This is a genomic window from Ureibacillus acetophenoni (assembly GCF_900220965.1).
Lineage (GTDB): Bacteria > Bacillota > Bacilli > Bacillales_A > Planococcaceae > Ureibacillus > Ureibacillus acetophenoni.
The window spans coordinates 213,176-239,042 of sequence record NZ_OBQC01000002.1 but is presented as its reverse complement, the minus strand read 5'-3'; the positions used below and the strand labels follow the sequence as shown (position 1 = coordinate 239,042).

Annotated in this window: 25 protein-coding genes; 24 read left to right on the top strand and 1 reads right to left on the bottom strand. The window is 35.2% G+C overall.

The window, feature by feature from the left end; translation table 11 throughout:
* Positions 1-104: 104 nt before the first annotated feature.
* The 24 genes from lepA to recO all read left to right on the top strand — a co-directional run bounded on the left by lepA (position 105) and on the right by recO (position 24,362).
* Positions 105-1,934, top strand: a complete 1,830-nt coding sequence (lepA, locus tag CRO45_RS03915; RefSeq protein WP_097148328.1) for a translation elongation factor 4 — start codon at positions 105-107, stop codon at positions 1,932-1,934.
* Positions 1,935-2,067: 133 nt separating this feature from the next.
* The gene (gene hemW / locus CRO45_RS03910; protein WP_097148327.1) at positions 2,068-3,213 is read left to right on the top strand and encodes a radical SAM family heme chaperone HemW; all 1,146 of its coding nucleotides are present in this window, start codon (positions 2,068-2,070) and stop codon (positions 3,211-3,213) included.
* Positions 3,214-3,303: 90 nt separating this feature from the next.
* Positions 3,304-4,338, top strand: a complete 1,035-nt coding sequence (gene hrcA / locus CRO45_RS03905) for a heat-inducible transcriptional repressor HrcA (RefSeq protein ID WP_097148326.1) — start codon at positions 3,304-3,306, stop codon at positions 4,336-4,338.
* Between the two features lie 12 nt (positions 4,339-4,350).
* Positions 4,351-4,932, top strand: a complete 582-nt coding sequence (gene grpE / locus CRO45_RS03900; protein WP_097148325.1) for a nucleotide exchange factor GrpE — start codon at positions 4,351-4,353, stop codon at positions 4,930-4,932.
* A gap of 64 nt (positions 4,933-4,996) precedes the next feature.
* Positions 4,997-6,841, top strand: a complete 1,845-nt coding sequence (gene dnaK, locus CRO45_RS03895; protein ID WP_097148324.1) for a molecular chaperone DnaK — start codon at positions 4,997-4,999, stop codon at positions 6,839-6,841.
* A gap of 298 nt (positions 6,842-7,139) precedes the next feature.
* Positions 7,140-8,264: a molecular chaperone DnaJ gene (gene dnaJ, locus CRO45_RS03890; protein ID WP_097148323.1), complete on the top strand. Its 1,125-nt coding sequence runs from the start codon at positions 7,140-7,142 to the stop codon at positions 8,262-8,264.
* Positions 8,265-8,342: 78 nt separating this feature from the next.
* Positions 8,343-9,281, top strand: a complete 939-nt coding sequence (prmA, locus tag CRO45_RS03885) for a 50S ribosomal protein L11 methyltransferase (RefSeq protein ID WP_097148648.1) — start codon at positions 8,343-8,345, stop codon at positions 9,279-9,281.
* 290 nt (positions 9,282-9,571) lie between these two features.
* Positions 9,572-10,315, top strand: a complete 744-nt coding sequence (locus CRO45_RS03880; protein WP_097148322.1) for a 16S rRNA (uracil(1498)-N(3))-methyltransferase — start codon at positions 9,572-9,574, stop codon at positions 10,313-10,315.
* A gap of 16 nt (positions 10,316-10,331) precedes the next feature.
* Positions 10,332-11,666, top strand: coding sequence for a tRNA (N(6)-L-threonylcarbamoyladenosine(37)-C(2))-methylthiotransferase MtaB (mtaB, locus tag CRO45_RS03875; RefSeq protein ID WP_097148321.1), 1,335 nt, complete (start codon positions 10,332-10,334; stop codon positions 11,664-11,666).
* 152 nt (positions 11,667-11,818) lie between these two features.
* Entirely contained in the window at positions 11,819-12,487 is a 669-nt protein-coding gene (deoC, locus tag CRO45_RS03870) for a deoxyribose-phosphate aldolase (RefSeq protein ID WP_097148320.1), read from the top strand.
* A 133-nt stretch (positions 12,488-12,620) separates the two neighbouring features.
* On the top strand, positions 12,621-12,794 hold the full coding sequence (gene rpsU, locus CRO45_RS03865) for a 30S ribosomal protein S21 (RefSeq protein ID WP_097148319.1): 174 nt from the start codon (positions 12,621-12,623) through the stop codon (positions 12,792-12,794).
* Positions 12,795-13,041: 247 nt separating this feature from the next.
* Positions 13,042-13,797: an NfeD family protein gene (locus CRO45_RS03860; RefSeq protein ID WP_097148318.1), complete on the top strand. Its 756-nt coding sequence runs from the start codon at positions 13,042-13,044 to the stop codon at positions 13,795-13,797.
* Between the two features lie 23 nt (positions 13,798-13,820).
* Positions 13,821-14,807, top strand: coding sequence for a flotillin-like protein FloA (gene floA, locus CRO45_RS03855; protein WP_170949411.1), 987 nt, complete (start codon positions 13,821-13,823; stop codon positions 14,805-14,807).
* Positions 14,808-14,894: 87 nt separating this feature from the next.
* Positions 14,895-15,362, top strand: coding sequence for a hypothetical protein (locus CRO45_RS03850; protein WP_141400314.1), 468 nt, complete (start codon positions 14,895-14,897; stop codon positions 15,360-15,362).
* Positions 15,363-15,439: 77 nt separating this feature from the next.
* Positions 15,440-15,682, top strand: coding sequence for a hypothetical protein (locus tag CRO45_RS03845; protein ID WP_097148315.1), 243 nt, complete (start codon positions 15,440-15,442; stop codon positions 15,680-15,682).
* The gene (locus CRO45_RS03840; protein ID WP_097148314.1) at positions 15,679-16,803 is read left to right on the top strand and encodes a sporulation protein YqfD; all 1,125 of its coding nucleotides are present in this window, start codon (positions 15,679-15,681) and stop codon (positions 16,801-16,803) included. The genes CRO45_RS03845 and CRO45_RS03840 overlap by 4 nt, the downstream gene beginning before the upstream one ends.
* A gap of 4 nt (positions 16,804-16,807) precedes the next feature.
* A complete protein-coding gene (locus CRO45_RS03835) occupies positions 16,808-17,764 on the top strand; it encodes a PhoH family protein (protein ID WP_097148313.1) in 957 nt (318 codons plus the stop codon).
* A gap of 149 nt (positions 17,765-17,913) precedes the next feature.
* The gene (locus CRO45_RS03830) at positions 17,914-20,064 is read left to right on the top strand and encodes an HD family phosphohydrolase (RefSeq protein ID WP_235864516.1); all 2,151 of its coding nucleotides are present in this window, start codon (positions 17,914-17,916) and stop codon (positions 20,062-20,064) included.
* 30 nt (positions 20,065-20,094) lie between these two features.
* The gene (ybeY, locus tag CRO45_RS03825) at positions 20,095-20,562 is read left to right on the top strand and encodes an rRNA maturation RNase YbeY (RefSeq protein ID WP_097148312.1); all 468 of its coding nucleotides are present in this window, start codon (positions 20,095-20,097) and stop codon (positions 20,560-20,562) included.
* Between the two features lie 2 nt (positions 20,563-20,564).
* A complete protein-coding gene (locus CRO45_RS03820) occupies positions 20,565-20,915 on the top strand; it encodes a diacylglycerol kinase family protein (protein ID WP_097148311.1) in 351 nt (116 codons plus the stop codon).
* Between the two features lie 28 nt (positions 20,916-20,943).
* Positions 20,944-21,369, top strand: coding sequence for a cytidine deaminase (locus CRO45_RS03815; RefSeq protein WP_170949400.1), 426 nt, complete (start codon positions 20,944-20,946; stop codon positions 21,367-21,369).
* Complete coding sequence (gene era / locus CRO45_RS03810; RefSeq protein WP_097148310.1) at positions 21,344-22,261, top strand: GTPase Era; 918 nt, start codon at positions 21,344-21,346, stop codon at positions 22,259-22,261. The genes CRO45_RS03815 and era overlap by 26 nt, the downstream gene beginning before the upstream one ends.
* A gap of 143 nt (positions 22,262-22,404) precedes the next feature.
* A complete protein-coding gene (locus CRO45_RS03805) occupies positions 22,405-23,313 on the top strand; it encodes an NAD(P)H-dependent flavin oxidoreductase (protein ID WP_097148309.1) in 909 nt (302 codons plus the stop codon).
* 254 nt (positions 23,314-23,567) lie between these two features.
* Positions 23,568-24,362: a DNA repair protein RecO gene (recO, locus tag CRO45_RS03800; RefSeq protein WP_097148308.1), complete on the top strand. Its 795-nt coding sequence runs from the start codon at positions 23,568-23,570 to the stop codon at positions 24,360-24,362.
* A gap of 9 nt (positions 24,363-24,371) precedes the next feature.
* Here the strand turns inward: recO and CRO45_RS03795 are convergent, their stop codons facing one another.
* Complete coding sequence (locus CRO45_RS03795) at positions 24,372-24,866, bottom strand: hypothetical protein (protein ID WP_141400313.1); 495 nt, start codon at positions 24,864-24,866, stop codon at positions 24,372-24,374.
* Positions 24,867-25,867: the final 1,001 nt, after the last annotated feature.

Below are 25,867 nucleotides of genomic sequence, written 5' to 3'. Positions count from 1 at the left end.
TATTGCAATTTATTGCGTGAAAGGTTAAAGCCTCCGTAGAATGACCACACTTTTTATGTGGATCATCATTTCACGGAGGCGTATTTGATTAGGAGTGGACATACATGAACCGAGAAGAACGTTTAAAACGTCAAGAAAACATTAGAAATTTCTCAATAATTGCCCATATTGACCACGGGAAGTCAACGCTTGCTGACCGAATCTTAGAAAAAACACAAACAGTTACTCAACGCGAGATGAAAATGCAACTATTAGATTCAATGGATTTAGAGCGTGAACGTGGGATAACGATTAAATTAAATGCTGTACAACTAAAATATAATGCGAAAAATGGCGAACAATACACATTCCATTTAATTGATACCCCAGGACATGTCGACTTTACATATGAGGTATCACGTTCGCTTGCAGCTTGTGAAGGAGCAATTTTAGTTGTAGATGCTGCACAAGGTATTGAGGCGCAAACATTAGCAAACGTCTATTTAGCCCTTGATAATGACTTAGAAATTTTACCTGTTATTAATAAAATCGACTTACCAGCTGCTGATCCTGATAGAGTAAAACAAGAAATTGAAGATGTCATAGGACTTGATGCATCTGAAGCAGTTCTAGCATCAGCAAAAGCAGGGATCGGAATTGAAGATATTTTGGAGCAAATCGTTGAAAAAGTACCTGCTCCAACTGGAGATCCAGATGCTCCATTACAAGCACTTGTTTTTGATTCTGTATACGACGCTTATAAAGGGGTTATCATTTCAATTCGTATTATCAATGGAACAGTAAAGCCTGGTGATAAGATACGAATGATGGCAACTGGTGCAGAGTTCGATGTAATTGAAGTAGGAATTCATACTCCTAAATCGGTTCCACAAAGCGAACTTACAGTTGGAGATGTAGGATATTTAACAGCATCTATTAAAAATGTTGCAGATACTCGTGTAGGTGATACAGTAACATTTGCAGGAAGTAAGGCTGCAAAAGAACCGTTACCAGGGTATCGAAAGTTAAATCCGATGGTGTATTGTGGACTATATCCAATAGATACGGCGAAGTATAACGATTTACGTGAAGCATTAGAAAAGTTAGAGTTAAATGACTCTGCTCTTCAATTTGAAGCTGAATCTTCACAAGCCTTAGGATTTGGATTCCGTTGTGGTTTCTTAGGATTACTTCATATGGAAATTATTCAAGAACGTATCGAACGTGAGTTTAATATTGATCTAATTGCGACAGCTCCTTCTGTTATTTACGAAGTATTTTTAACAGATGGAACATCAATTAAAGTTGATAATCCTTCAATGATGCCAGATCCTCAAAAAATTGATCGTGTTGAGGAGCCATACGTTAAAGCAACAATGATGGTACCAAATGATTACGTTGGAGCAGTAATGGAGCTTTGTCAACAAAAACGAGGGTCTTTCATAGGAATGGATTATATCGATACTACACGTGTATCCATTAAATACGATGTCCCATTAGCTGAAATTGTTTACGATTTCTTCGATCAATTAAAATCAAGTACAAAGGGGTATGCATCGTTTGATTATGAGCTAATTGGTTATAGACCATCAAAATTAGTGAAGATGGATATTCTATTAAATGCTGAAACTGTAGACGCATTGAGCTTTATTGTACATCGTGACTTTGCCTATGAGCGTGGAAAGGTTATAGTTGAAAAATTAAAGGAACTCATTCCACGTCAGCAATTTGAAGTACCAGTCCAAGCAGCTATCGGTCAAAAAATCGTTGCTCGTTCAACTATTAAATCAATGGGTAAAAACGTACTTGCTAAATGTTATGGTGGGGATATTTCTCGTAAACGTAAACTTCTTGAAAAACAAAAAGAAGGTAAAAAACGTATGAAACAAGTAGGTTCAGTTGAAGTACCACAAGAGGCATTTATGGCAGTATTGAAAATGGATGATAAAAAATAGGTTGGAAAAAAAGGACAGGCCTTCAACAAGCCTGTCCTTTACCTATAGTTCGTGTTATAAATTTGAATTATTTCTTTGAAAAGTTACAATAAAGAAATAAATTTTGTTAAATCTAGAAAGAAGTGATCCCAAAATGGCTCGAGGCGTTTATATACATATCCCGTTCTGTCACCAAATTTGTAATTATTGTGATTTCAATAAAGTATTTTTTAAAAATCAGCCAGTTGATGAGTATATAGAAGCAATTGGAACTGAATTAAAATTAATTCAACAACAGGAACCTAAAGCTTTCCAACAAATAGAGACTATCTATTTAGGTGGTGGAACACCAACCTCTCTATCTGCAAGTCAAATTAGCCGGTTGTTAGAACTAATTAACGATATAATCCCAACAAATAACCTCATTGAATTTGCATCAGAAGCAAATCCAGATGAATTATCAGTTGATAAATTACAAGCATTAAAAGCTGGCGGTATAAACAGGCTTAGTATGGGTGTACAGTCTTTTGATACTGACTTATTAAAAAGACTCGGTAGAACCCATTCAAATGAACAAGTTTATGAAACAATTGAAAATGCAAAAGCGGTTGGTCTAAATAATATAAATATTGATTTAATGTATGGTTTACCTGGACAAACTATGGAACAGTGGGAAGATTCTTTAGAAAAAGCATTATCATTAAACCTTCCCCATTATTCCGCATATTCTTTAATTGTTGAACCAAAAACTGTATTTTATATCCAATATGCAAAAGGGAAATTGCACTTACCATCAGAGGATTTAGAGGCGGAAATGTACGATTTATTAATGAACGAGATGGAACGTAATGGACATCACCAATACGAAATTAGTAACTTTGCAAGAGATGGTTTAATTTCAACCCATAACAAAGTCTATTGGGATAATGATGAATACATTGGAATAGGCGCAGGAGCTCATGGATATTTAAAAGGTATACGTTATTCTAATATTGGTCCAATAAGAAAATATTTAGATTCAATTCAAAATGGTAATAGACCTATTTTTTCAGAACATGAAGTAACGTTTGATGAAAAATGTGAAGAACAAATGTTTTTAGGATTACGTAAAACAGAAGGAGTAACCTTTGAAAGCTTTAAAAGAAAATTAGGTATATCCATGATGGAGAAATATCAAACAATTCTAACTAAGCTTGCTAGTGATGAATTAATAATTGTTGATCATATAGGTGTTCGATTATCTAGAAAAGGCCGATTTGTTGGGAATGAAGTATTCCAACAATTTTTATTAGGCGAATAGTTCGATTTCGTTGACATGAATTTGGAGTTTTGATAACTTAATAATAGTATTAGCACTCTACGTTCGCGAGTGCTAACAGAGGTGATGAAATTGTTAACAAACAGACAATTACAAATATTGCAAGTAATCGTTGACGATTTTGTTAGTTCAGCACAGCCAGTGGGCTCTCGACAAATTTCTAAAAAAAATGGGATAAACTTTAGTCCAGCAACGATTAGAAATGAGATGGCTGATTTAGAGGAATTAGGATATTTAGAAAAAACTCATTCTTCCTCTGGGAGAGTTCCTTCAGAAAAAGGGTATCGATTTTATGTGGATCATTTATTAAAGCCAAAAACGATGTCAATGAAGGATGTCGGAATCGTTCAATCGATTTTTCAAAACCAAATTATAGAGATTGAACAAGTAATCCGTCAGTCAGCAAATATTCTATCAGATTTAACAACCTATACAACAATCCTACTTGGTCCAAATGTAGGAAACCATCGAGTAAAGAAATTTCAACTTATACCTTTATCAGAACAGGCAGCAGTAGCCATCGTTGTTACTGATAATGGCCATGTTGAAAACCGAATGATCAAATTACCTAAGGGCTTTGATGCCCTAGATATTGAAAAAACTGTTAATATATTAAATGACCGACTTGTAGGTGTTCCGATTTTAGAGCTTCAATCCAAATTGGAACTGGAAACACTTGAAGTTCTTAGACAACATATTCGTACAGCAGACTCCTTACTTCAATCACTGAAGAATATGGCTAAAGTGGAAAAGGAAAGTGAAGTTTATTTTGCTGGAAAGATGAACATGTTGAACCAGCCTGAGTTCCATGATTTGAATAAAATTCGTATGTTTATGGATTTAATGGATAAAAAAAGCCAGATCATCTCTTTATTCCATCCAGAAGATGATAATATCCATATACGAATTGGATCGGAGAATAACCATTTAGCAATGGAAGATTGTAGTGTAATTACTACGACTTACTCGATTGGAGAAGACCAAACAGGTTCAATTGCTATCATTGGACCAACTCGCATGGATTATCAACGGGTTATATCGTTGCTTGAGCTTATGCGTAGTGGGCTTTCAAATACTCTAACTATGAAATTGAAGGATGGAAAATAAGGAGGATTTATCGTGTCTGAAACAACTGAGAACAAGGAATCATTGAAAGAAGATGTTGCAGAACAAGTAACAGAAAATACGGAAGAAGTTACTGAAACTACAAACGAACAGTCTCAAGAAATAGAACTTACAACTGAGGAATATAAACAAAAAGTTTCAGAATTAGAATCAAAATTAGCTGAAGAAGAAGATCGTTATTTACGATTAAGAGCAGATTATGACAATTTGCGTCGTCGTACTCAACTTGATCGTGAGTCACAAGAAAAATATCGTGCACAAAGTTTACTTACAGACCTTTTACCAGTGCTAGATAATTTTGAACGCGCTCTTCAAGTCGAAGTAACATCTGATGATGCGGTTGCTTTATATAAAGGAATCGATATGGTCTATAGATCATTTGTAGATGCGATGAATAAAGAAGGACTAGAATTGATTCCTGCTGAAGGGGTTCAATTTGATCCAACTGTACACCAAGCAGTCATGCAAGAATCTGATTCAGAAAAAGAATCAGGCATCATTTTACGAGAATTACAAAAAGGTTATAAATTAAAAGATCGTGTGATCCGACCTTCAATGGTCTCTGTCAATGAATAACCTTTTTATTCTTCTTTGTTAGATTCAACTTTAGTTTTTCAATTTATAGGAGGCAAAATTTAATATGAGCAAAATTATTGGTATTGACTTAGGAACAACAAACTCTTGTGTAGCAGTATTAGAAGGTGGAGAACCAAAAGTAATTCCAAATCCAGAAGGTAATCGTACTTCTCCATCAGCTGTATCATTCAAAAATGGTGAACGCCAAGTTGGTGAGGTTGCAAAACGTCAATCTATTACTAACCCAAACACAATTCTATCAATTAAATCTAAAATGGGTTCAAGTGAAAAAGTTAAGATTGAAGATAAAGAGTATACACCTCAAGAAGTTTCTGCAATGATCTTACAATATTTAAAAGGTTATGCTGAAGAATATTTAGGTGAAACTGTTACTAAAGCAGTTATCACTGTTCCGGCTTATTTTAATGATGCTCAACGTCAAGCTACAAAAGACGCTGGTAGAATTGCAGGACTTGAAGTAGAACGTATTATTAACGAACCAACTGCAGCTGCTTTAGCTTACGGTTTAGATAAACAAGATGTAGATCAAAAAATCTTAGTATTTGACCTTGGTGGTGGTACGTTTGACGTATCTATCCTAGAGTTAGGTGACGGTGTATTTGAAGTTCTTGCAACAGCAGGTGATAACAAACTTGGTGGAGATGACTTTGACCAAAAAGTTATCGATTATTTAGTAGACGAATTCAAAAAAGAAAATAGCATTGACTTATCAAAAGATAAAATGGCAATGCAACGTTTGAAAGATGCAGCTGAAAAAGCGAAAAAAGACTTATCAGGTGTAACTTCAACACAAATTTCTTTACCATTTATCACAGCTGGTGCTGATGGTCCATTACACTTGGAAGTAAACTTAACTCGTGCTAAATTCGATGAAATTACACGTGATTTAGTGGAAAGAACAATGGTTCCAGTACGTCAAGCTCTACAAGATGCTGGTATTGCAGCTTCACAATTAGACAAAGTAATTTTAGTTGGTGGGTCAACACGTATTCCAGCTGTTCAAGATGCAGTGAAAAAAGAAACTGGTCATGAACCACATAAAGGTGTTAACCCAGACGAAGTAGTAGCAATGGGTGCTGCTGTACAAGGTGGAGTACTTACAGGTGATGTGAAAGACATCGTTTTACTTGACGTAACACCACTTTCACTTGGTATTGAAACAATGGGCGGAGTTATGACGAAACTAATCGATCGTAACACTACAATTCCAACTTCAAAATCACAAGTATTCTCAACTGCTGCAGATAACCAACCAGCTGTAGATATTCATGTTCTTCAAGGGGAACGTCCAATGGCAGCAGACAACAAAACTTTAGGTCGCTTCCAACTTGCGGATATTCCACCAGCACCACGTGGTGTTCCTCAAATTGAAGTAACTTTCGATATCGACAAAAATGGTATTGTATCAGTTAAAGCTAAAGACCTTGGAACACAAAAAGAACAAACAATAGTAATTCAATCTGATTCTGGATTATCAGATGAAGAGATCGAACGTATGGTGAAAGATGCAGAAGCGAATGCAGAAGCCGATGCTAAACGTAAAGAAGAAGCTGAGTTACGTAACGAGGCAGATCAATTAGTATTCCAAGTAGATAAAACAATCTCTGATCTTGGTGAACAAATTACTGAAGATGAGAAAAATTCAGTGAATGAAGCTAAGGAAGAGTTGAAAAAAGCTTTAGAAGAGGGCAACATCGATACAATTAAAGCCTCTAAAGAAAAATTGGAAGGTGTATTACAACCTTTAGTGATGAAAGTTTATGAGCAAGCAGCTGCAACAGCACAAGCAGCACAAGGCGATGCTGGAGCAGACGCTAGCAATGCTGACAAGAAAGACGACGGTGTTGTCGACGCTGACTTTGAAGAAGTAAAAGACGATAACAAATAAGAAAAGCGAAGAACGCTCGCCCAGCTCCGATAACAACTGGAGGAACCGGCAAAATGGCGCGTTCTTTGCCCTTGCAGGCGGTTTCGAAGTTGTAGAGGAGCTAGCGTTCGTAGCTAGACATCATTAAAATTACTGAAGATAAAGATTCATTTAAGTTGAAAAGTCAAAGCCGATATCGGTCTTTGACTTTTTCATTGTAAGGTGAATTTTGTAACATACTTTTCAAAACTTTATTTAATAAATATAGATAGAAAATATGTTACAATGAACGTTATGTATAGAGAGCGGAGTGTGAACGATGAGTAAACGCGATTATTATGAAGTACTTGGAGTTAGTAAGAGTGCTAGTCAAGATGAAATAAAAAAAGCATATCGCAAATTATCAAAACAATACCACCCAGATATTAATAAAGAACCAGGCGCGGATGAAAAATTTAAGGAAATTGCTGAAGCGTATGAAGTATTAAGTGATGAAAATAAACGTGCTCAATACGATCAATTCGGTCATGAAGGTCCTGGAGGCGGCTTTGGCGGTGGCTTTAGTGATGGCTTCTCTGGATTCGGTGGCTTTGATGATATTTTTAGTTCCTTCTTTGGCGGAAGTAGTCGTCGTTCAGATCCAAATGCCCCTCGTAAAGGTGACGATCTCCAATATCGCATGAATATTTCTTTTGAGGATGCTGTATTTGGTAAACAAACCGAAGTAGAGATACCTCGTGAAGAAACATGTGAGACATGTAGCGGATCCGGTGCAAAACCAGGTACTTCACCAAAAACATGTGGTAGCTGTAATGGTGCAGGTCAAATTAATCAAACTGTCGAAACACCATTTGGCCGTATGGTAAATCGTAAAACATGTAATACTTGCCGTGGTACGGGTAAAATCATTGTAGATAAATGTTCAACATGTCACGGAGCTGGGGCAGTTCAAAAACGTAAAAAAATAAAAGTAACTATTCCTGCAGGGGTGGACGATGGTCAACAACTACGTGTATCTGGTCAAGGTGAACCAGGTAAAAACGGAGGACCAGCAGGTGATTTATACATTTTATTCAATGTTAGAGACCATGAATACTTTGAACGAGATGGCGATGACATCTACTATGAACTTAAACTGACTTTCCCACAAGCATCACTTGGTGATGATATTGAAGTGCCTACAATTTATGGAAAAGTGAAATTAAAAATACCTGCAGGTACGCAATCCGGCGAAAAGTTCCGTATGAAAGATAAAGGTGTTAAAAATGTTCATGGTTATGGGCAAGGTCATCAATATGTCATTGTTAAAGTAGTAACTCCAACTAAATTAACAGAAAAACAAAAACAGCTTTTAAGAGATTTTGCTGAAATAAGTGGAGATATACCTGAAGAGCAAGGTAGTTCTTTATTTGACCGAATTAAGAAAACATTAAAAGGTGACTAATTAGAACGCAAAGTTTGGAAATAATGTGTTTAACATAATGGCTGATTGCAATAATTTTTTAAGAGGAGCTGGATGCAAGTGAAGTGGACTGAAATTTCATTGTTAACAACAAACGAAGCGGTAGAAGCTGTTTCAAACGTATTTCATGAATCAGGCGCAAGTGGAGTTGTTATTGAAGATTCAACGGAAGTAAAAAAAGAACGGGTTGACCAATTTGGAGAAATTTATGATTTGAATCCAAATGATTACCCAACGGCAGGAGTCGTGGTAAAAGCATATTTACCTGCATCGAGTTTTATTGCTGAAACTGTTGAGGAAATCAAACTTGCATTAGCAAATCTTAAAAACTTCGACATTAATATTGGGGATGAGATGCTTCAAACTGCTCTAGTAGATGAGGAAGATTGGGCAACAGCATGGAAACAATACTACCATCCAGTTAAAATTTCTGAACGTTTTACTATTGTACCTACTTGGGAGGACTATAAACCAGTAAGTACAGATGAATTAATTATTGAACTCGATCCAGGTATGGCATTTGGAACAGGAACACACCCAACGACGGTTATGTGTCTTCAAGCCCTTGAAAAAGTAGTGAAAAGTGGCGATTCTGTTGTGGATGTTGGAACTGGATCAGGAGTTCTTGCAATTGGTGCAGCTCTTATAGGTGCTGGTAAAGTTCATGCATTAGATTTGGATGAAGTTGCAGTCAAATCAGCCCAGGAAAATGTTGAGTTAAACAAAGTAAATGATGTAGTTGAAGTATTTCATGGAAATCTTCTAGATTCTATAAATGAACCTGCAGATGTCGTAGTAGGAAATTTATTAGCAGAAATTATTATGTCATTTACTGATGATGCTTTTTCAATTGTGAAACCAGGTGGTAAATACATTACTTCCGGAATTATCGGGTTTAAAAAGGATGAAGTAAAACAATCTTTAGAGAACTCCGGATTTGAAATCGAAGAAGTGTTAATGATGGAAGATTGGGTAGCAATTATCGCTAAGCGTCCTTAATATTAGTTTATATTAGACTGTATGATAATCAATGATTATCAACAGTCTATTTTTTGGTGGAGAAGTTGTTCTTGAATTGGGTTCTGTTCTCGAGGACACAAAAGCTAAAAATCTAAAAAATGTCAATGATACTGTTTCTCGGAAACTTAAAATCTAAAATAGATTCTTCAAATCGTCAATTTTTTAAAATAGATGACTATACTAACCAATAAACGAAAAACAGTCATGCAAAAGATGAACATCTGAACGCAGGTATTTACATTGTCTTAAAAACTATTTGGAGGTACGAAATGCAACGATATTTTGTACAAGAAACGTTTAATGAACAAAATGAATTATCCATTACTGGAGAGAGTGCTAGACATATTTCGAAAGTAATGAGAATGGAAGTTGGAGAAAAAATAGTAACAGTTGTAGATGAAGTTGCATACATATGTGAGATTGTTTCCATAAGTGATCAAATCGTAGTAAGGCAAACCGGGGATATCGTTCCTTCTCCAGAAATGCCTATTCGTATTGACATAGCCTGTGGACTTCCAAAGGGAGATAAATTAGAATTCATTGCACAAAAAGCAACAGAGCTTGGAATGCATCGGTTAATCCCGTTTAAGGCAGAACGTTCAATTGTAAAATGGGACGAGAAAAAAGGTGAAAAGAAAACCGAAAGACTTCAAAAAATTGCACAAGAAGCAGCGGAACAATCTCACCGTACACAAGTACCGGAAATCCTTCCTCCCATATCGTTTAAACAGCTTATTTCATTGATGTCAGATTACGATGTCGTTTTTATTGCTGATGAGGAAGATGCGAAGAAAGATAATCGTACAAGATTTGCGGATAAGCTAAAAAAGGTGTATGATAATAAATCGAAGTCAATTTTATTAATCTTTGGCCCTGAAGGTGGAATCTCTAGAACAGAAGCTGAAGGCTTTAGTACTGCTGGAGCAGAAACGATGTCACTTGGACCAAGAATTTTACGAGCAGAAACAGCACCACTATATGCGCTTTCTGCCATTTCATATGAATTTGAATGAAAGAGGTGTACTAGCCTTGGCAACAGTGGCTTTTCATACATTAGGTTGTAAAGTAAACCATTATGAGACAGAGGCTATTTGGCAACTGTTTAAAGAACAAGGATATGAACGTACTGAATTTGAACATCAAGCAGACGTTTATGTAATTAATACATGTACTGTAACAAATACTGGAGATAAGAAATCACGTCAAGTAATTCGTCGTGCAGTACGTCAAAATCCAGATGCGGTAATTTGTGTAACGGGTTGTTATGCACAAACTTCACCTGCTGAAATAATGGCAATTCCTGGTGTCGATATTGTGGTTGGAACACAAGATCGTCAAAAAATGCTAGGATATATCGACCAATATCGTCAAGAACGTCAACCAATAAATGCTGTACGTAACATTATGAAAAATCGTGTCTATGAAGAATTAGACGTACCATATTTTACAGATCGTACACGTGCATCATTAAAGATTCAAGAAGGTTGTAACAACTTCTGTACATTTTGTATTATTCCTTGGGCACGTGGATTAATGCGTTCTCGTGATCCTCAAGAAGTAATTAAACAAGCACAACAATTAGTTGATGCTGGTTACTTAGAAATCGTATTAACTGGTATTCATACTGGTGGGTACGGTCAAGACTTTAAAGACTACAATTTAGCACAATTACTTCGCGATTTAGAAGGGAATGTTAAGGGCTTAAAACGTTTACGAATTTCTTCGATTGAAGCTTCTCAACTAACTGATGAAGTAATCGAAGTATTAAAAAATTCAAATATCGTTGTACGTCATTTGCATATTCCAATTCAATCTGGTTCAAATACTGTTTTAAAACGTATGCGTCGTAAGTATACAATGGAATTCTTTGCTGAAAGACTAGAAAAACTTAATGATGCTCTTCCAGACTTGGCAATTACTTCAGACGTGATCGTTGGTTTCCCTGGTGAAACAGAAGAAGAATTTATGGAAACATATAATTTTATTGCAGATCATAAATTTGCTGAATTACACGTGTTCCCATTCTCAAAACGTACAGGTACACCTGCTGCACGTATGGAAGATCAAGTGGATGAAGAAGTGAAAAATGAACGTGTTCATCGTTTACTTACATTAAATGATCAATTAGCTAAAGAATACGCTTCTCGTTTTGAAGGCGAAGTATTAGAAGTAATTCCAGAAGAAAAATTCACTGAGACTGGAAAAAATAATTTGTTATCTGGTTATACTGATAATTATTTACGTGTTGTATTTGAAGGCTCAGAAGAGATGATTGGTAAATTAATTAAAGTAAAAATAACAAAAGCTGGATACCCTTATAATGAAGGGCAATTTGTAAGAGTTTTAGAAGAACAAGTACAATAATCAAGTAACGGTAAATCTTAATAGGGTTTACCGTTATTTTTTTCTCCATACTAATTATTAATAATTGAAATAGTTATAATATTTGATTTTTTCCACTTATAAAAATTTAATGATATGATAATATGGGCGTATATTTATTTGGAGGTAGGATAATGACAACAAATTTTGCGGCATTAATTGACCATACTTTATTAAAAGCGGATGCAACGCAATCACAAATTGAAAAGTTATGCGAAGAAGCATTACAATACAAATTTGCTTCCGTTTGTGTTAATCCAACTTGGGTAAAATTAAGTGCAGAAAAATTAGCTAATTCGGAAGTAAAAGTTTGTACAGTTATTGGATTTCCGTTAGGTGCTACGACATCAGAAGTAAAAGCATTTGAAACAAAGGATGCTATTCTAAACGGTGCAACAGAAATTGATATGGTCATTAACATCGGTGCTTTAAAAGATAAAGCATATGATTTAGTAAGAGATGACATTAAAGCTGTTGTAACAGCTGCAAATGGTACTTTAGTTAAAGTTATTATTGAAACATGTTTGTTGACTGATGAAGAAAAATTAAAAGCTTGTGAATTATCGGTTGAAGCAGGTGCTCATTTTGTCAAAACATCAACTGGGTTTTCTACAGGTGGTGCAACAGCAGAAGATGTTGCATTAATGAGAAAAACAGTTGGCCCTGATGTAGGAGTAAAAGCTTCTGGTGGAGTAAGAAACCTTGAAGACATGAAGAAAATGATCGAAGCAGGCGCAACTAGAATTGGTGCAAGTTCTGGCGTAGCTATTATGAATGGTTTAACTTCCAGTTCTAATTATTAATGCGAAAATTTTATTAAATAGATTTTCGTCTTTCTATTGACTGGGATTATACTATACGATATAATCTTTTAGTACACAAATGAGAATTTTCATGGTTGTGTATTGACGTGTGTTCGGAGGGAGGGAAAGAGAGATGTCAAAAACTGTCGTTAGAAAAAACGAATCGCTTGAAGATGCTCTTCGCCGCTTCAAACGTACTGTTTCTAAAAGTGGTACTATTCAAGAGGTAAGAAAACGCGAATTTTATGAAAAACCAAGCGTAAAACGTAAAAAGAAATCAGAAGCTGCACGTAAACGTAAGTACTAATTTTTCCTGTAAGTCCCTACGTTCAAAACACGCAATTTTAGATTTTCTAACATGAGAAATGACATACCCTAGTGTTTGCTAAAAGTAAATACTAGGGTATTTTTCATTTTTATTATTATTTTAGTTAAAATGAATCTTATACATAGTGTAAAATAAAGATGAAATATTTTATAAACATTTGAAACTTTTTAAGTATGTAACCGTAAACATAGTAAGAGCATTTGGGAAGGGAGGATTTGATGGAACTATGAGAAGTATTAATAGGGTTGGTTTGTTAATGGTCGCTTTCTTGCTTGCTTTTCCAAGTCTACACGCATTCGCTAACACTGATACGAAAAACACATTTGTTGACTCCATTGCAAACTTTTTAACCAATCCAATTGTGGTAACAATCCTACTTAGTATCGCTTGTTTAAGTTTAGTCATTGAATTATTTTCACCTGGATTTGGCCTACCTGGTGTAATAGGAATAATTGCCTTCGCCCTATTTTTCTATGGACATATGGTGGAAGGGCATGCAAGTTATGCTTCCGTTATTATGTTTATTATTGGTTTTGCGCTTATCATAGGCGAGCTATTTATACCAGGTGGAATAGTTGGTGTAATAGGCGCTGCACTTGTAATTATTAGTTTGTTATTTGCAGGTGAAAATATTGTTTATATGGCCTATTCGATTTTAATTGCAATTATTATTGCGGTATTAGGAATGGTGATAATGATGAAATTCCTGGGTAAACACTTACATTTCTTTAACAAGCTTATTTTAAGAGATGCAACTACGACAGATGAAGGTTACGTCTCAAATGAGAACCGTGTGGATCTTTTAGGAAAAATGGGAGTAACTATTACACCTTTACGTCCAGCAGGTACGATCCAAGTGGAAAATGAAAGACTTGACGTTGTATCACAAGGTAGTTACATCAATGCCAATAAGAATGTAGAAATTATTCGTGTTGAAGGTTCACGCATTGTCGTGAGAGAAATTATTAAAGGAGATGAATAAGAATGGGTATTTTTGAAGATGGAATGTTAGTAAGTATGATAATTATTGTAGTACTTGCCATCATTGTTTTATCTGTATTCTTTACGTTAGTTCCAGTTGCACTGTGGATTAGCGCACTAGCAGCAGGTGTTAGAGTTAGTATTTTCACTTTAATTGGTATGAGATTACGTCGAGTAATTCCATCTCGTATCGTAAATCCTCTTATTAAAGCTCATAAAGCAGGATTAGCAGTGACAATTAACCAATTAGAGTCCCACTACCTTGCAGGTGGTAATGTTGACAGAGTAGTTAACGCACTTATTGCGGCTCACCGTGCAAATATTGAATTACCATTTGAACGTTGTGCAGCTATTGACTTAGCTGGTCGTGACGTATTAGAAGCGGTACAAATGTCCGTTAACCCGAAAGTAATTGAAACACCATTCATTGCTGGTATGGCGATTAACGGGATTGAAGTTAAGGCGAAAGCACGTATTACTGTAAGAGCGAACATCGAACGTTTAGTCGGTGGTGCTGGTGAAGAGACAATCATTGCCCGTGTTGGTGAGGGGATCGTTTCAACAATCGGTAGCTCTGCAAGACATACAGATGTATTAGAAAACCCAGATATGATTTCTAGAACAGTTCTAGCAAAAGGTTTAGATTCAGGAACTGCATTTGAAATCTTATCCATTGATATCGCTGATGTGGACGTTGGTAAAAACATCGGTGCAGAATTACAAATTGAACAAGCACAAGCAGATAAAAATATCGCTCAAGCAAAAGCAGAAGAACGTCGTGCAATGGCAGTAGCCCAAGAACAAGAAATGATCGCACGTGTTCAAGAGATGAAAGCAAAAGTAGTTGAAGCGGAAGCTGAAGTACCAATGGCGATGTCTGAAGCGTTACGTTCAGGTAACTTCGGAATAATGGATTATATGAACTATAAAAATATCCAAGCTGACACTTCAATGCGTGACTCAATTGCAAAAGTATCAAATGATAAACCAGATGCACCTAATAATAAATAAGGTGATTTACAGCCCTAAAGAAGGGAGTGTCCGTTTGCTGTGGAAGCATTTATACTTTTTATTATAATGGGGATCATAGGCTCCTTAATGTCTAAAAATAAAGAAAAACAACAAAAACCGATGCCCCCATTTAACAATAAGCCAGATACTACCAGGTATAAACCTACTCCACAACAGAGAGTGGAACCTACGAGATCACAAAGAACGGCGAAGTCTTTAGAGGATTTTGCTAAAGAGGTATTTGAACAACTTAACGAAAAAAATAATCAACCGCAGGATATTTTCACTGTTCCAGAAACAAAAGAAGTGGTTGTTGAACCTAAAGTAAGTCATTCAAATGTAAATAATCCAGAATCCACGGTTACAAAGAGTGTTCCTAGAAATAGACCTACATTCGATGAAAACCGCTCATCCAAAAAATATGACAAGCCATTAGATAACGATGTGATTAAACAGAACGAAATTGGTTCTTACGTACCATCTACAAAACAGGCTCTTATCCAGGCTATTGTGGCTTCAGAAATTATTGGGCCACCAAAAGCGAAACAAAGATAACTTTAAGAACAACGTCTAAAATAACTCATGTCCCTCTTTCCAAAAGCATATACTTTTGCGAAAGGGGGCGTTTTTATTTGAAAAAATTGTTCCAAACCGAACCTTTAATTGAACTATTCAAATGTAAAGAGTTTCGAATAATTGGTCAGTATAAGTTTTTAGAAGCATCTGACCAACATTGCGCTTTTTTGTATGAACAATTTTACATACAGATAAAAGCGAAAAAAGTACATATTGATGTGTTAAAGGTGGAAGAATTACTATTACATGTTGAAGATTTAGAGTCCATTGAAATGAAAAAGAAGGGTGATTCGTCATGACAATTGATTATCGCCCAGTTGAAATAAAAATTAAAAAGAATGAGAAGGTCAATCGATTTATACAAGCATTACATCATAGAAAAGTGAAAGTTAAAAACATCGATGTAAATGACAACGAAGTGACTTTTGAAATTTCTAGACATGATGTAAAAATCGTTCGAGAAATACGTAAAAAATACAACCTTAAATTAAAAATACGTTATTTGCATACATCAAAAATTTTTCAAAAAGAACTAAAAACTTTAATAGGGTTATTATTTTTATTTATAATTCCAATTGCTTTTTCACAGTTTGTTTGGGAAGTGGAAGTAGTGGCAGAAACACCTGAAGTTAGAGTTGCTGTAGAGAAGGTTATGGCTGAAAAGCTAACCCTCGATAGCCCGGTGTTTAAAAGAAATATTGAGTCTGATTTTGAAATAAGGCAAACCATTATGGAAGAAATGCGAGATTTATCTTGGGTTCATATTTTCAAGAATGGGAGTAAAATGACTATTGCACCTCAACTTGCACCAATTACAGATACGAGGGAGCAAAAAACTGAACAACTAAACCATTTAGTTGCTTCTAAAAGCGGTGTTGTTACCCATTTTAATTTATCTAGTGGTGAACGGCGCATTATGCCAAATACGACTGTTCACGAAGGAGATATGCTTGTTTCAGGGGAGATTACTGTAGGTGATAAATCCGTAACAATTGGTGCTGTTGGAGAAGTATATGCAGATTACTGGTTGGAAACGGAATTTACCATACCTAAAAAAGTTCAATTCGTTTCTTCGACAGAAAGGAAATGGACAATTAATTTTAAATCATCAAATGACGAGAAGGAGCAGGTACAATCGTTTCGAGAAGTGGATTTACCGGAGTGGCTTTCAAGATTTATCGAAATCAGAGAGACGCAAGAGTACGTTACTTCAAGTCAAGAAATTACAGAAGAACAAATCGACTCATTTATTTTGCCACTATTGCACGAAAAAATATTAAAGTCTTTACCACCAAAAACAATTATCAAAAAGGAAAACATTTTGCACGTTTCCTTCGATGGTGATAAAGTGAAGGGGAAAGTCCTATTTTTGGTAAATGAAAACATTGCAAAACCATACCCTATTTCCCAAGGAGAATGATTGAATGTCAGAACAATTATCAATACTACAAGTTGAAAACCCAAATGAAGCAGTAATGCTATTAGGCATGAAAGATGCAAATATTAAATTAATCGAAGAAACATTTAAAGTACAAATTATTACTCGTGGAGAAGTAATTCAAATAACAGGTGAACAAGAGGCTAAAAAACAAGCTACAACACTTGTTTCAGAGCTATTAAAAGTTATTCGTAAAGGAATAAATATTGATTTACGAGATGTTGCTACAGCAATAGAAATGGTCAATAAAGGTACAATAGAATATTTTAGCGAATTGTATAATGAAGAAATTGCCAGAAATAGTAAAGGGACACCGATACGTGCAAAAACTATTGGTCAAAGGGAATATATTCGAGCAATTCGTCACAAGGATCTTGTGTTTGGAATAGGTCCTGCCGGTACTGGGAAAACTTACTTAGCTGTTGTAATGGCGACACAAGCGTTAAAAAATGGACATGTAAAACGGATTATTTTAACGCGGCCTGCAGTTGAAGCTGGAGAATCTCTAGGTTTTTTACCTGGTGATTTAAAAGAAAAAGTAGATCCGTATTTACGACCGCTATATGACGCTTTACATGATATTTATGGAGCAGAACAAACAGGCCGATTAATAGAGCGTGGTACCATTGAAATTGCGCCTCTAGCTTATATGAGAGGTAGAACATTGGATGATGCTTTTGTTATTCTAGATGAAGCTCAAAATACAACCCATGCCCAAATGAAAATGTTTTTAACTCGTTTAGGTTTTGGATCGAAGATGGTCATTACAGGCGATAAATCTCAAATTGATTTACCTAAAAATACTGAATCCGGTCTTATAGTAGCTGAAAGAACTTTAAAATATGTAAAAGATATTAGTTTTCAAGTTCTAGAAGCTGGTGATGTTGTTCGTCATCCATTAGTAGCTAGAATTATCCAAGCTTACACTGATCAAGAATTATAAAACCCATATTGCCAATTGAATCAACTCGACCAAATTATGGTCGAGTTGAATTTTTTGTAAAGGATTTAAAATAAATTTTATATGAATCAATGAAATTCATATTATAAATTGGTAAACTAGTATATATATGCTATTGGGGGTGCTTATAATTGCACTATAATAAGTTTCTAAACATTATTAACTTTCGTACATTTTTAGTTATTGTCCTCATAATTACTGGTTTACTACAATTTGTACTAATGTTTGAAAACGTGAGAGGCGTAACTTACGATATTGAAACATTTGAATTAGCACCTGATACGATTCGCTCAGCTAAAACGGTAGAAGATACATTTAAGACAGAAAAAGAGCGAGATGAAGCTGAAAGAGCTGTTGAACAGGTTTATGTTTTTAATGATGAAACTGTAGAACATCGAATGGAGCTAATTTACTCTATTTTTGAAATCGTTCTGGATGTACGTACTGATTTTGAAAATAGTAATGCACTTCCTGTAGAAACCGAAGGTATTGGTGTTGAAGTAAAGCCTCCATCTAAAGAAACTCAAATTAAATTATTACGAGAAAAGTTGGCGGAAATAACTGAAAGTCAATCACAACTAACATTTACAGACGATCACTTATGGTCACTTCTTACTAGTGCGAAATCTGATTTGCAAATTGCAAGTAATACGATACAAACTTTAGTAAAAGAGAGATTAAACAAATATATTACTAAAGAGCAAGTAAATTCTGTACGTAACGAAATAGAAAATGATGTTCGTCAAAACTCAAATATTGACCCTACGCTTATTAATGCTGCGATTGTTATTGCTAGAGGAGCAATTGTTGAAAACTATCTTTTAGACCAAGCAAAAACTGATGAACTTAAGAAACAAGCTCGAGATTCAGTTGAACCGACTCGCATACTACAAGGTCAAATTATTGTAACCGAAGGAGAGCTTGTCGACCGAGAAGTTTATCGTCAGTTAGAATTATTAGGGATGTTAGATAATAAAGCATCCTATAATCCGATATTTGGATTAATTATTTTAATATCGATTCAAATGTCATTCTTATATATTTTATTTGACAGGTCAAAAATGGAGTTAACTAAAAAGCGCAATGCTGTTCTAGTAACATCTATTGTATATGCGTTATCAATCATATTAATGGAGCTTATGAGTTTAATTGTCGATGAATTCGATGTGACAGTTGCATTTATTTACCCAACAGCATTAGCTACTATGATTGTGCGATTATTATGTAATGATAAAATAGCAAGTGTCGTGACAGTATTAATTGCAACGTCTGCTGGCGTCATCTTCCAAGAAGGTTATGCTGCAGTACTTCAAATGGACATTGCTCTTTATATTATGTTTGGTGGATTTGCTAGTATTTTCTTTATGCGAAGTATCGAAAAACGATCAGATCTACTTAAAGCTTGCGGTATCGTTGCAATTATTAACGTATCATTTATAGCTTTTTATTTATTAATGATTCAAACAGATTATGGCTTAATGGAATTATTATTCTATGGTATTTCCGGGGTTGTATCGGGGTTACTTTCGGGAGCATTAACGATGGGATTATTGCCATTTTTTGAATCAGCATTTGGATTATTGTCGACAATGAGATTAATTGAATTATCTAATCCAAATCATCCACTGTTGAAAAAACTATTAACAGAAACACCTGGAACATATCATCATAGTGTAATGGTAGCTAATTTAGCAGAAGCAGCGTGTGAAGCGATTGGTGCAGATGGATTTTTAGCGCGTGTAGGATGTTATTATCATGATATTGGGAAAACAAAAAGACCAGCATTCTTCATAGAAAACCAAATGTCAGGTATTAATCCACACGATTCACTACCTCCCGAAAGAAGTGCAGAAATTATTATTGCACATACTACGGATGGGGCGGACTTGTTAAACAAATATAAAATGCCTAAAGAAATTATTGATATTGCACTACAGCATCATGGGACAAGTACATTAAAGTTCTTCGTACACAAAGCGAAGGAACAGGGGAAAGAAGTCGATGAGGCAATGTTTTCTTATCCAGGACCTAAGCCGCAAACGAAAGAAGCAGCTGTCATTAGCATTGCGGATAGTGTAGAGGCAGCAGTACGTTCCATGAAAAATCCAAATAGTGATAAAATCCGTAATTTAGTCCATTCCATCATTCAAAGTCGCGTACAAGAAAATCAATTTGATGAATGTGATGTTTCCATAAAAGAATTAAAAATAATTGAAGAAGAACTTTGTAAAACATTAAATGGCATTTTCCACTCGCGAATTGAATATCCAAAAGAGGGTTAAGTTCATGAACAATTGGAGGAAATCAAAGCGATGAATATCGATTTTTTAGATGAAACAAATGAAGTGCAGAAAGAACATATCGATTTGGTTGAAAAATTGCTTCACCATGCTGCAAAAGTGGAAAATATTGAAGAAGATAGCGAAGTTTCAATTACCTTTGTAACAAATGAAGCGATACATGAAATTAATCGCACTTATAGAGATAAAGATCAACCTACTGATGTAATTTCCTTTGCTTTAGAAGAATTAAGCGATGGAGAAGTTGAAATTTTAGGTGAAGATATGCCTAGAGTTTTAGGCGACATCATTATTTCCATTGATCGAACGAAAGAGCAAGCTGAAGAGTATGGACACACTTTTGAAAGAGAGTTAGGTTTTTTAGCCGTTCACGGTTTTTTACACCTTTTAGGATACGACCATATGTCAGCTGAAGATGAAAAGGAAATGTTTAGTAAACAAGATGAAATATTGTCGTCTTACGGTTTAGGTCGTGAGTAAACATGGATTTGAGGAAGCTCGTTCTCTCTTTTGGCTATGCGCTTGAAGGAATTATTACGGCTTTAAAGCAACAAAATTTGCGTATTCATTTTGCAAGTGCTGTAATCGTAATTATTGTAGGTTTATTAACTGGGCTTTCATCACTTGAATGGCTAGTCATTATTTTAATCATAACATTAGTGATCGGTGCGGAAATGATTAATAGCGCTATTGAAAGTGTTGTTGACTTAGCCTCGCCTGAGATACATCCTCTTGCAAAACAAGCAAAAGACATTGCTGCAGGCGCGGTATTAATATTTGCCGTAGCGAGTATAGTGATTGGATTGATTATTTTTTTACCAAAATGGACTTAATAAATTATTATTGTGGGGTGTCATTACAATGACAGTGGATAAGAATACATTATTAGAACAATCAAAAGTTGCACGTGAAAAGGCATATGTCCCTTATTCAAAATTCCCAGTAGGTGCTGCGCTTTTAGGCGAAGACGGGAAAATCTATCACGGATGCAATATTGAAAATGCAGGTTATAGTATGGCTAACTGTGCAGAGCGTACAGCTTTCTTTAAAGCAATTTCAGATGGCGTTACTAAATTTAAAGCAATAGCAGTTGTTGCAGATACTGATGGACCATGTGCTCCATGTGGGGCGTGTAGGCAAGTAATGAGTGAATTTTGCTCACCAAATATGCCAGTATATTTAACAAACCTAAAAGGGGACGTATTAGAAACTACAGTAGGCGAACTTATACCATTTGCCTTCTCACCGGAGGATTTAGATTATGCAGCAGGAAAATCAGAATTATAAATCAGGGTTTATTTCAATAATTGGTAGACCGAATGTAGGTAAGTCTACATTTTTAAATAGAGTAATTGGTCAAAAAATTGCAATTATGTCCGATAAACCGCAAACTACACGTAACAAAATTCAAGGTGTTTTAACTCGAACGAATAGCCAAATGGTTTTTATCGATACACCAGGAATTCATAAACCTAAACATAAACTAGGTGAGTTTATGTTTAAGGTAACTAAAAATACATTACGCGAAGTTGATATTGTCATGTTTATGGTCAATGCCGAGCAAGAATTAGGGAAGGGTGATGAATTCATCCTTGAAATGTTGGAAGGAAATTCTACTCCAGTATTTTTAGTTGTAAATAAAATTGACCAAGTTCATCCAGATGCATTAGCTAAATTTATTAATTCATTTAAGGATAAATATCCGTTCAAAGAGATTATTCCAATTTCAGCGCTGGAAGGAAATAATGTAGATAATTTGTTGGCAACAATTGAAAGTTATTTACCTGAAGGTCCGCAATATTATCCAGCAGACCAAGTAACCGACCATCCTGAACGATTTATCATTTCGGAGTTAATTCGTGAAAAAATACTACACTTAACTCGTGAGGAAATCCCTCATTCAATTGCAGTTGTCATCGATAAAATTAAACGTGATGAAGAAAATGAAAATAAAATTCGCGTAGCAGCGACAATTATGGTTGAACGTGACTCTCAAAAAGGGATTGTTATTGGAAAACAAGGTTCCTTATTAAAACAAGTTGGTACACAGGCACGAAAAGATATTGAAATGCTTTTGGGATCTAAAGTATATTTAGAACTCTGGGTAAAAGTGCAAAAAGATTGGCGCAATAAACAAACGCAATTAAGAGATTTTGGATATCGTGAAGATGAATATTAGATAGAAGGACATCTACAGTGAAAGCTGTAGGTGTCTTTTTTATGGAACCAGAAAACCGTTTTTTATAGAAGATATATTATTAAAAGGATATTTTAGCTTACTGTTGAATAAATACATGGAGTAATGTAAAAGGGGGAAAAGGTATGTTTGATAAACTGAAGTTACCAGTTATCGTAGCACCTATGTTTTTAGTCTCAAGTGTAGAATTGGTTATTGAATCATGTAAGAACGGGCTTGTTGGTTCCATTCCAATGTTAAACGCAAGAACAGCCGAAGAAGCAGAGAATATGTTAAAGTCATTAAAAGAAGCTTTACCAACTGAACCGTGGGCTGTAAATTTTATCGCTCATAAAACAAATAAGCGACACGATACAGATTTAAAGTTAATTAAAACTTATCAACCACCAATAGTTATTGCATCCCTTGGTCATCCTGGAACTGTAACTGAAGTCGTTCATAGTTATGGTGGGCTTGTGTTTGCAGATGTTGCAACGGTGAAACATGCAAGAAAAGCTGCAGAAGCCAATGTGGATGGGTTAATCTTAGTTGCTGCCGGTGCAGGGGGACATGCAGGCACACTTAATCCCTTTGCCTTTTTAGATGCAGTTCGAGAGTTTTGGAATGGTTACACAATTTTAGCTGGTGGAATTTCTCACGGAAAAGATGTGTTAGCTGCACAAATTATGGGTGCTGATTTTGCCTATATGGGTACAAAATTTATCGCAACTAAAGAAAGTGTTGCATTTGAAGAGTATAAAGAAATGTTAGTAGATTCATCTATTGAAGATGTTCTTTATACTGATGCGATCAGCGGAGTTCATGCAAATTTCCTCATACCAAGTTTGCTAAAAAATAATTTAAATCCTAAAAATTTAAAAAGTAAAGAATCCGTTGATTTTTCACATATGGACGAAGTGAAAATGTGGCGTGATGTTTGGTCAGCAGGACAAGGTGTGACAACCATTAAGGCAATTAAAAAAGTTTCAGAAGTAGTTGACGATTTGAAGAAAGAATATGAAGAAGCAAAGTCAAAATTAATTCCAGTTGTTTAATGGAGAATGCCTACGTTTCGTAGGTGTTCTTTTTTGTATGAAAGAAGTGACGATTCACGAAATCGACATACAACTTATTTAAAATTAAGTGCATTTTGCACATATTTCTTAATATGTCGTATGCAAAAGATGGTTATGGAGAAAATACAAGATTTAGAAAGTAGTGAGTAAAAATAAATTGCTCTTTGAATTAACGCAACCTTTATCTTTCTCATGTATAATAGAAGTAATGAATTATTGAAGGAAGTGCCAATGTGTTACATAAATGGGAAGGCATCGTGATCAAATCTCGCGCTTATGGCGAATCAAATAAAATTGTTACGCTTTTAACAAGGGAAGCGGGAAAAGTTACAGTGATGGCTAGAGGTGCCAAAAAACCAACAAGCCGTTTAGCGGGTGTTACACAAACATTTATGCACGGGATGTTTGTTTGTCAACGAACAAGTGGAATGGGAACTCTCCAACAAGGAGAACATTTAAATTCTATGCGACATATTCAAACGGATATTATTTTGACAGCTTACGCTAGTTATATTGTTGAAATTATTGACCGTCTTGTGGAAGAGGGAAAACCTGAACCTCATGCCTTTGACGTGTTACAACAAGCTTTAAATGCGATTGAAGAAGGATATGATCCTGAGGCTATCACTTTGTTTGTTGATTGGAAAATGCTACCTTATACTGGAGTTCAACCAATTTTACATGCATGTGCTTCTTGTGGTGCAGTAGATGGGGAGTTTGCATTTTCATTTACCCAAGGTGGATTTTTATGTCATCGTTGTTTTCATCTAGATCCATATATCATTCGCTTAACACCTACGCAATTGAAGTTAATACGAATGTTTTATATGGTACCGATTGATCAACTCGGTAAAATTGAATTAAAACGTGAAACAAAAAGGTTTATTAAAAAAATTGTGACAACGATTTACGAAGAACAAACAGGAATTCGATTAAAGTCTAGAACCTTTATTGAACAGTTGGAAAGAACACCGGAAATATTACCTAGGAATACAGATAATGATGAAAAAAAGGAGGGTAGCAGTTAGCTATCCTCCTTATCTTAATTCGGCTAAAATAGGCATTAAATCGGTTTTATATGCTCCCCAATATGATTCTTCTAACTGTGGGAGAATCGTTTGATTCTTAAATTCTATTAATTCATTATAAAGTGATACTACTTTATCATCCAAAAATCGAAGTCTATGATTGATACGTTCTCGCTCCAAATCAATATGCAAAGTTACATAAGAATCAATTATTAGCTGAAGTTGGTTAGCTTTTTTAATAGTCATATCGTAAGCATCTTTATGAAATTGACCAACTTCAGAATGCATATTAATATTTTTACGATGATATGAAGCAATCTCTTTTAATTCTGCTAACTGTATATTAGCGGAATAAAGTATATGGTTCGCTTGAAAATGATTTGTTACTTCTCCCGATAAAATTGTTACAACTATATGCTGTAGCTGATCATATAAATCTTTTTTAATAACGGTTTCCATTTGTCTTTTTGTAAATGATTGAAAGAACATAGCAAACCTCCCCAATGTAAAAATATCCCCTACCACTAATATACCTAATTGGAAAAAACTATTCACCTATAAATTTCGAAATTTCAGATATTTGATTTTTAAGTTGAGAAGTGGTTAGTTGTCTTAGCCATTTTGGGATAAAATTCGTTCCCTGCAAAAGAGGGGGAGCGTGAAGTGGGAATGAATTAATTAATAGAGGAGTACAATTGTATTGGAAGAAAATGATATATAGATAGGGTAAACTGTTCTAATTGAAGCGTTTGTTGTAATAGAAGTAGCTTTTGGACATATGAATCTTATACACCATTGCTTACTATTTGACACTTTTAACGATACTTTAGAATTTCTGTCAAGATAACCACCTATTCTTGACAATATACCGTAGAATTTAGAATTATTGTCAAGATAACCACCTCTCATCAAAGAGTTAATAGGGGGAATTACCCTTGGAAGAAAAAAAGAGTATATCTCGCCTTAGCGAAATATACTCCGATACATTCTAGAATTGTAAATGCTTCTCGATATATGCCTTCACTTCTGAAATAGGCATACGACGACAAAAATCTGCACCTGAAGTTGTCTTGCAAGCAACACAATCCTCGGTGCAAACGCGCATGTAAGTATGAAAAAGGGAGTATATCTCGCCTTAGCGAAATATACTCCGATACATTCTAGAATTATAAATGCTTCTCGATATAAGCTTTAACTTCTGAAATAGGCAACTTTGCGTCTGCGGTTGTCACGCTAAAGCGTCACAATCCTCGACGCAGATTCGTATGCAGCTAATAACAAGGGAGTATATCTCGCTTTTAGCGAAATATACTCCGATACATTCTAGAATTGTAAATGCTTCTCGATATATGCCTTCACTTCTGAAATAGGCATACGACGACAAAAATCTGCACCTGTGGTTGTCTTGCAAGCAACACAATCCTCGGTGCAAACGCGCATGTAAGTATGAAAAAGGGAGTATATCTCGCCTTAGCGAAATATACTCCGATACATTCTAGAATTGT

What these genes read in the sequence shown, in the direction of transcription:
- CRO45_RS03815 (WP_170949400.1), top strand. Translation starts at nt 20,944, where the DNA reads ATGACAGTGGATAAGAATACATTATTAGAACAATCAAAAGTTGCACGT.
- CRO45_RS03860 (WP_097148318.1), top strand. Translation starts at nt 13,042, where the DNA reads ATGAGAAGTATTAATAGGGTTGGTTTGTTAATGGTCGCTTTCTTGCTT.
- CRO45_RS03805 (WP_097148309.1), top strand. Translation starts at nt 22,405, where the DNA reads ATGTTTGATAAACTGAAGTTACCAGTTATCGTAGCACCTATGTTTTTA.
- lepA (WP_097148328.1), top strand. Translation starts at nt 105, where the DNA reads ATGAACCGAGAAGAACGTTTAAAACGTCAAGAAAACATTAGAAATTTC.
- hemW (WP_097148327.1), top strand. Translation starts at nt 2,068, where the DNA reads ATGGCTCGAGGCGTTTATATACATATCCCGTTCTGTCACCAAATTTGT.
- dnaJ (WP_097148323.1), top strand. Translation starts at nt 7,140, where the DNA reads ATGAGTAAACGCGATTATTATGAAGTACTTGGAGTTAGTAAGAGTGCT.
- CRO45_RS03820 (WP_097148311.1), top strand. Translation starts at nt 20,565, where the DNA reads ATGGATTTGAGGAAGCTCGTTCTCTCTTTTGGCTATGCGCTTGAAGGA.
- CRO45_RS03880 (WP_097148322.1), top strand. Translation starts at nt 9,572, where the DNA reads ATGCAACGATATTTTGTACAAGAAACGTTTAATGAACAAAATGAATTA.
- dnaK (WP_097148324.1), top strand. Translation starts at nt 4,997, where the DNA reads ATGAGCAAAATTATTGGTATTGACTTAGGAACAACAAACTCTTGTGTA.
- CRO45_RS03835 (WP_097148313.1), top strand. Translation starts at nt 16,808, where the DNA reads ATGTCAGAACAATTATCAATACTACAAGTTGAAAACCCAAATGAAGCA.
- deoC (WP_097148320.1), top strand. Translation starts at nt 11,819, where the DNA reads ATGACAACAAATTTTGCGGCATTAATTGACCATACTTTATTAAAAGCG.
- CRO45_RS03840 (WP_097148314.1), top strand. Translation starts at nt 15,679, where the DNA reads ATGACAATTGATTATCGCCCAGTTGAAATAAAAATTAAAAAGAATGAG.
- ybeY (WP_097148312.1), top strand. Translation starts at nt 20,095, where the DNA reads ATGAATATCGATTTTTTAGATGAAACAAATGAAGTGCAGAAAGAACAT.
- floA (WP_170949411.1), top strand. Translation starts at nt 13,821, where the DNA reads ATGTTAGTAAGTATGATAATTATTGTAGTACTTGCCATCATTGTTTTA.
- CRO45_RS03850 (WP_141400314.1), top strand. Translation starts at nt 14,895, where the DNA reads ATGTCTAAAAATAAAGAAAAACAACAAAAACCGATGCCCCCATTTAAC.
- era (WP_097148310.1), top strand. Translation starts at nt 21,344, where the DNA reads ATGCAGCAGGAAAATCAGAATTATAAATCAGGGTTTATTTCAATAATT.
- rpsU (WP_097148319.1), top strand. Translation starts at nt 12,621, where the DNA reads ATGTCAAAAACTGTCGTTAGAAAAAACGAATCGCTTGAAGATGCTCTT.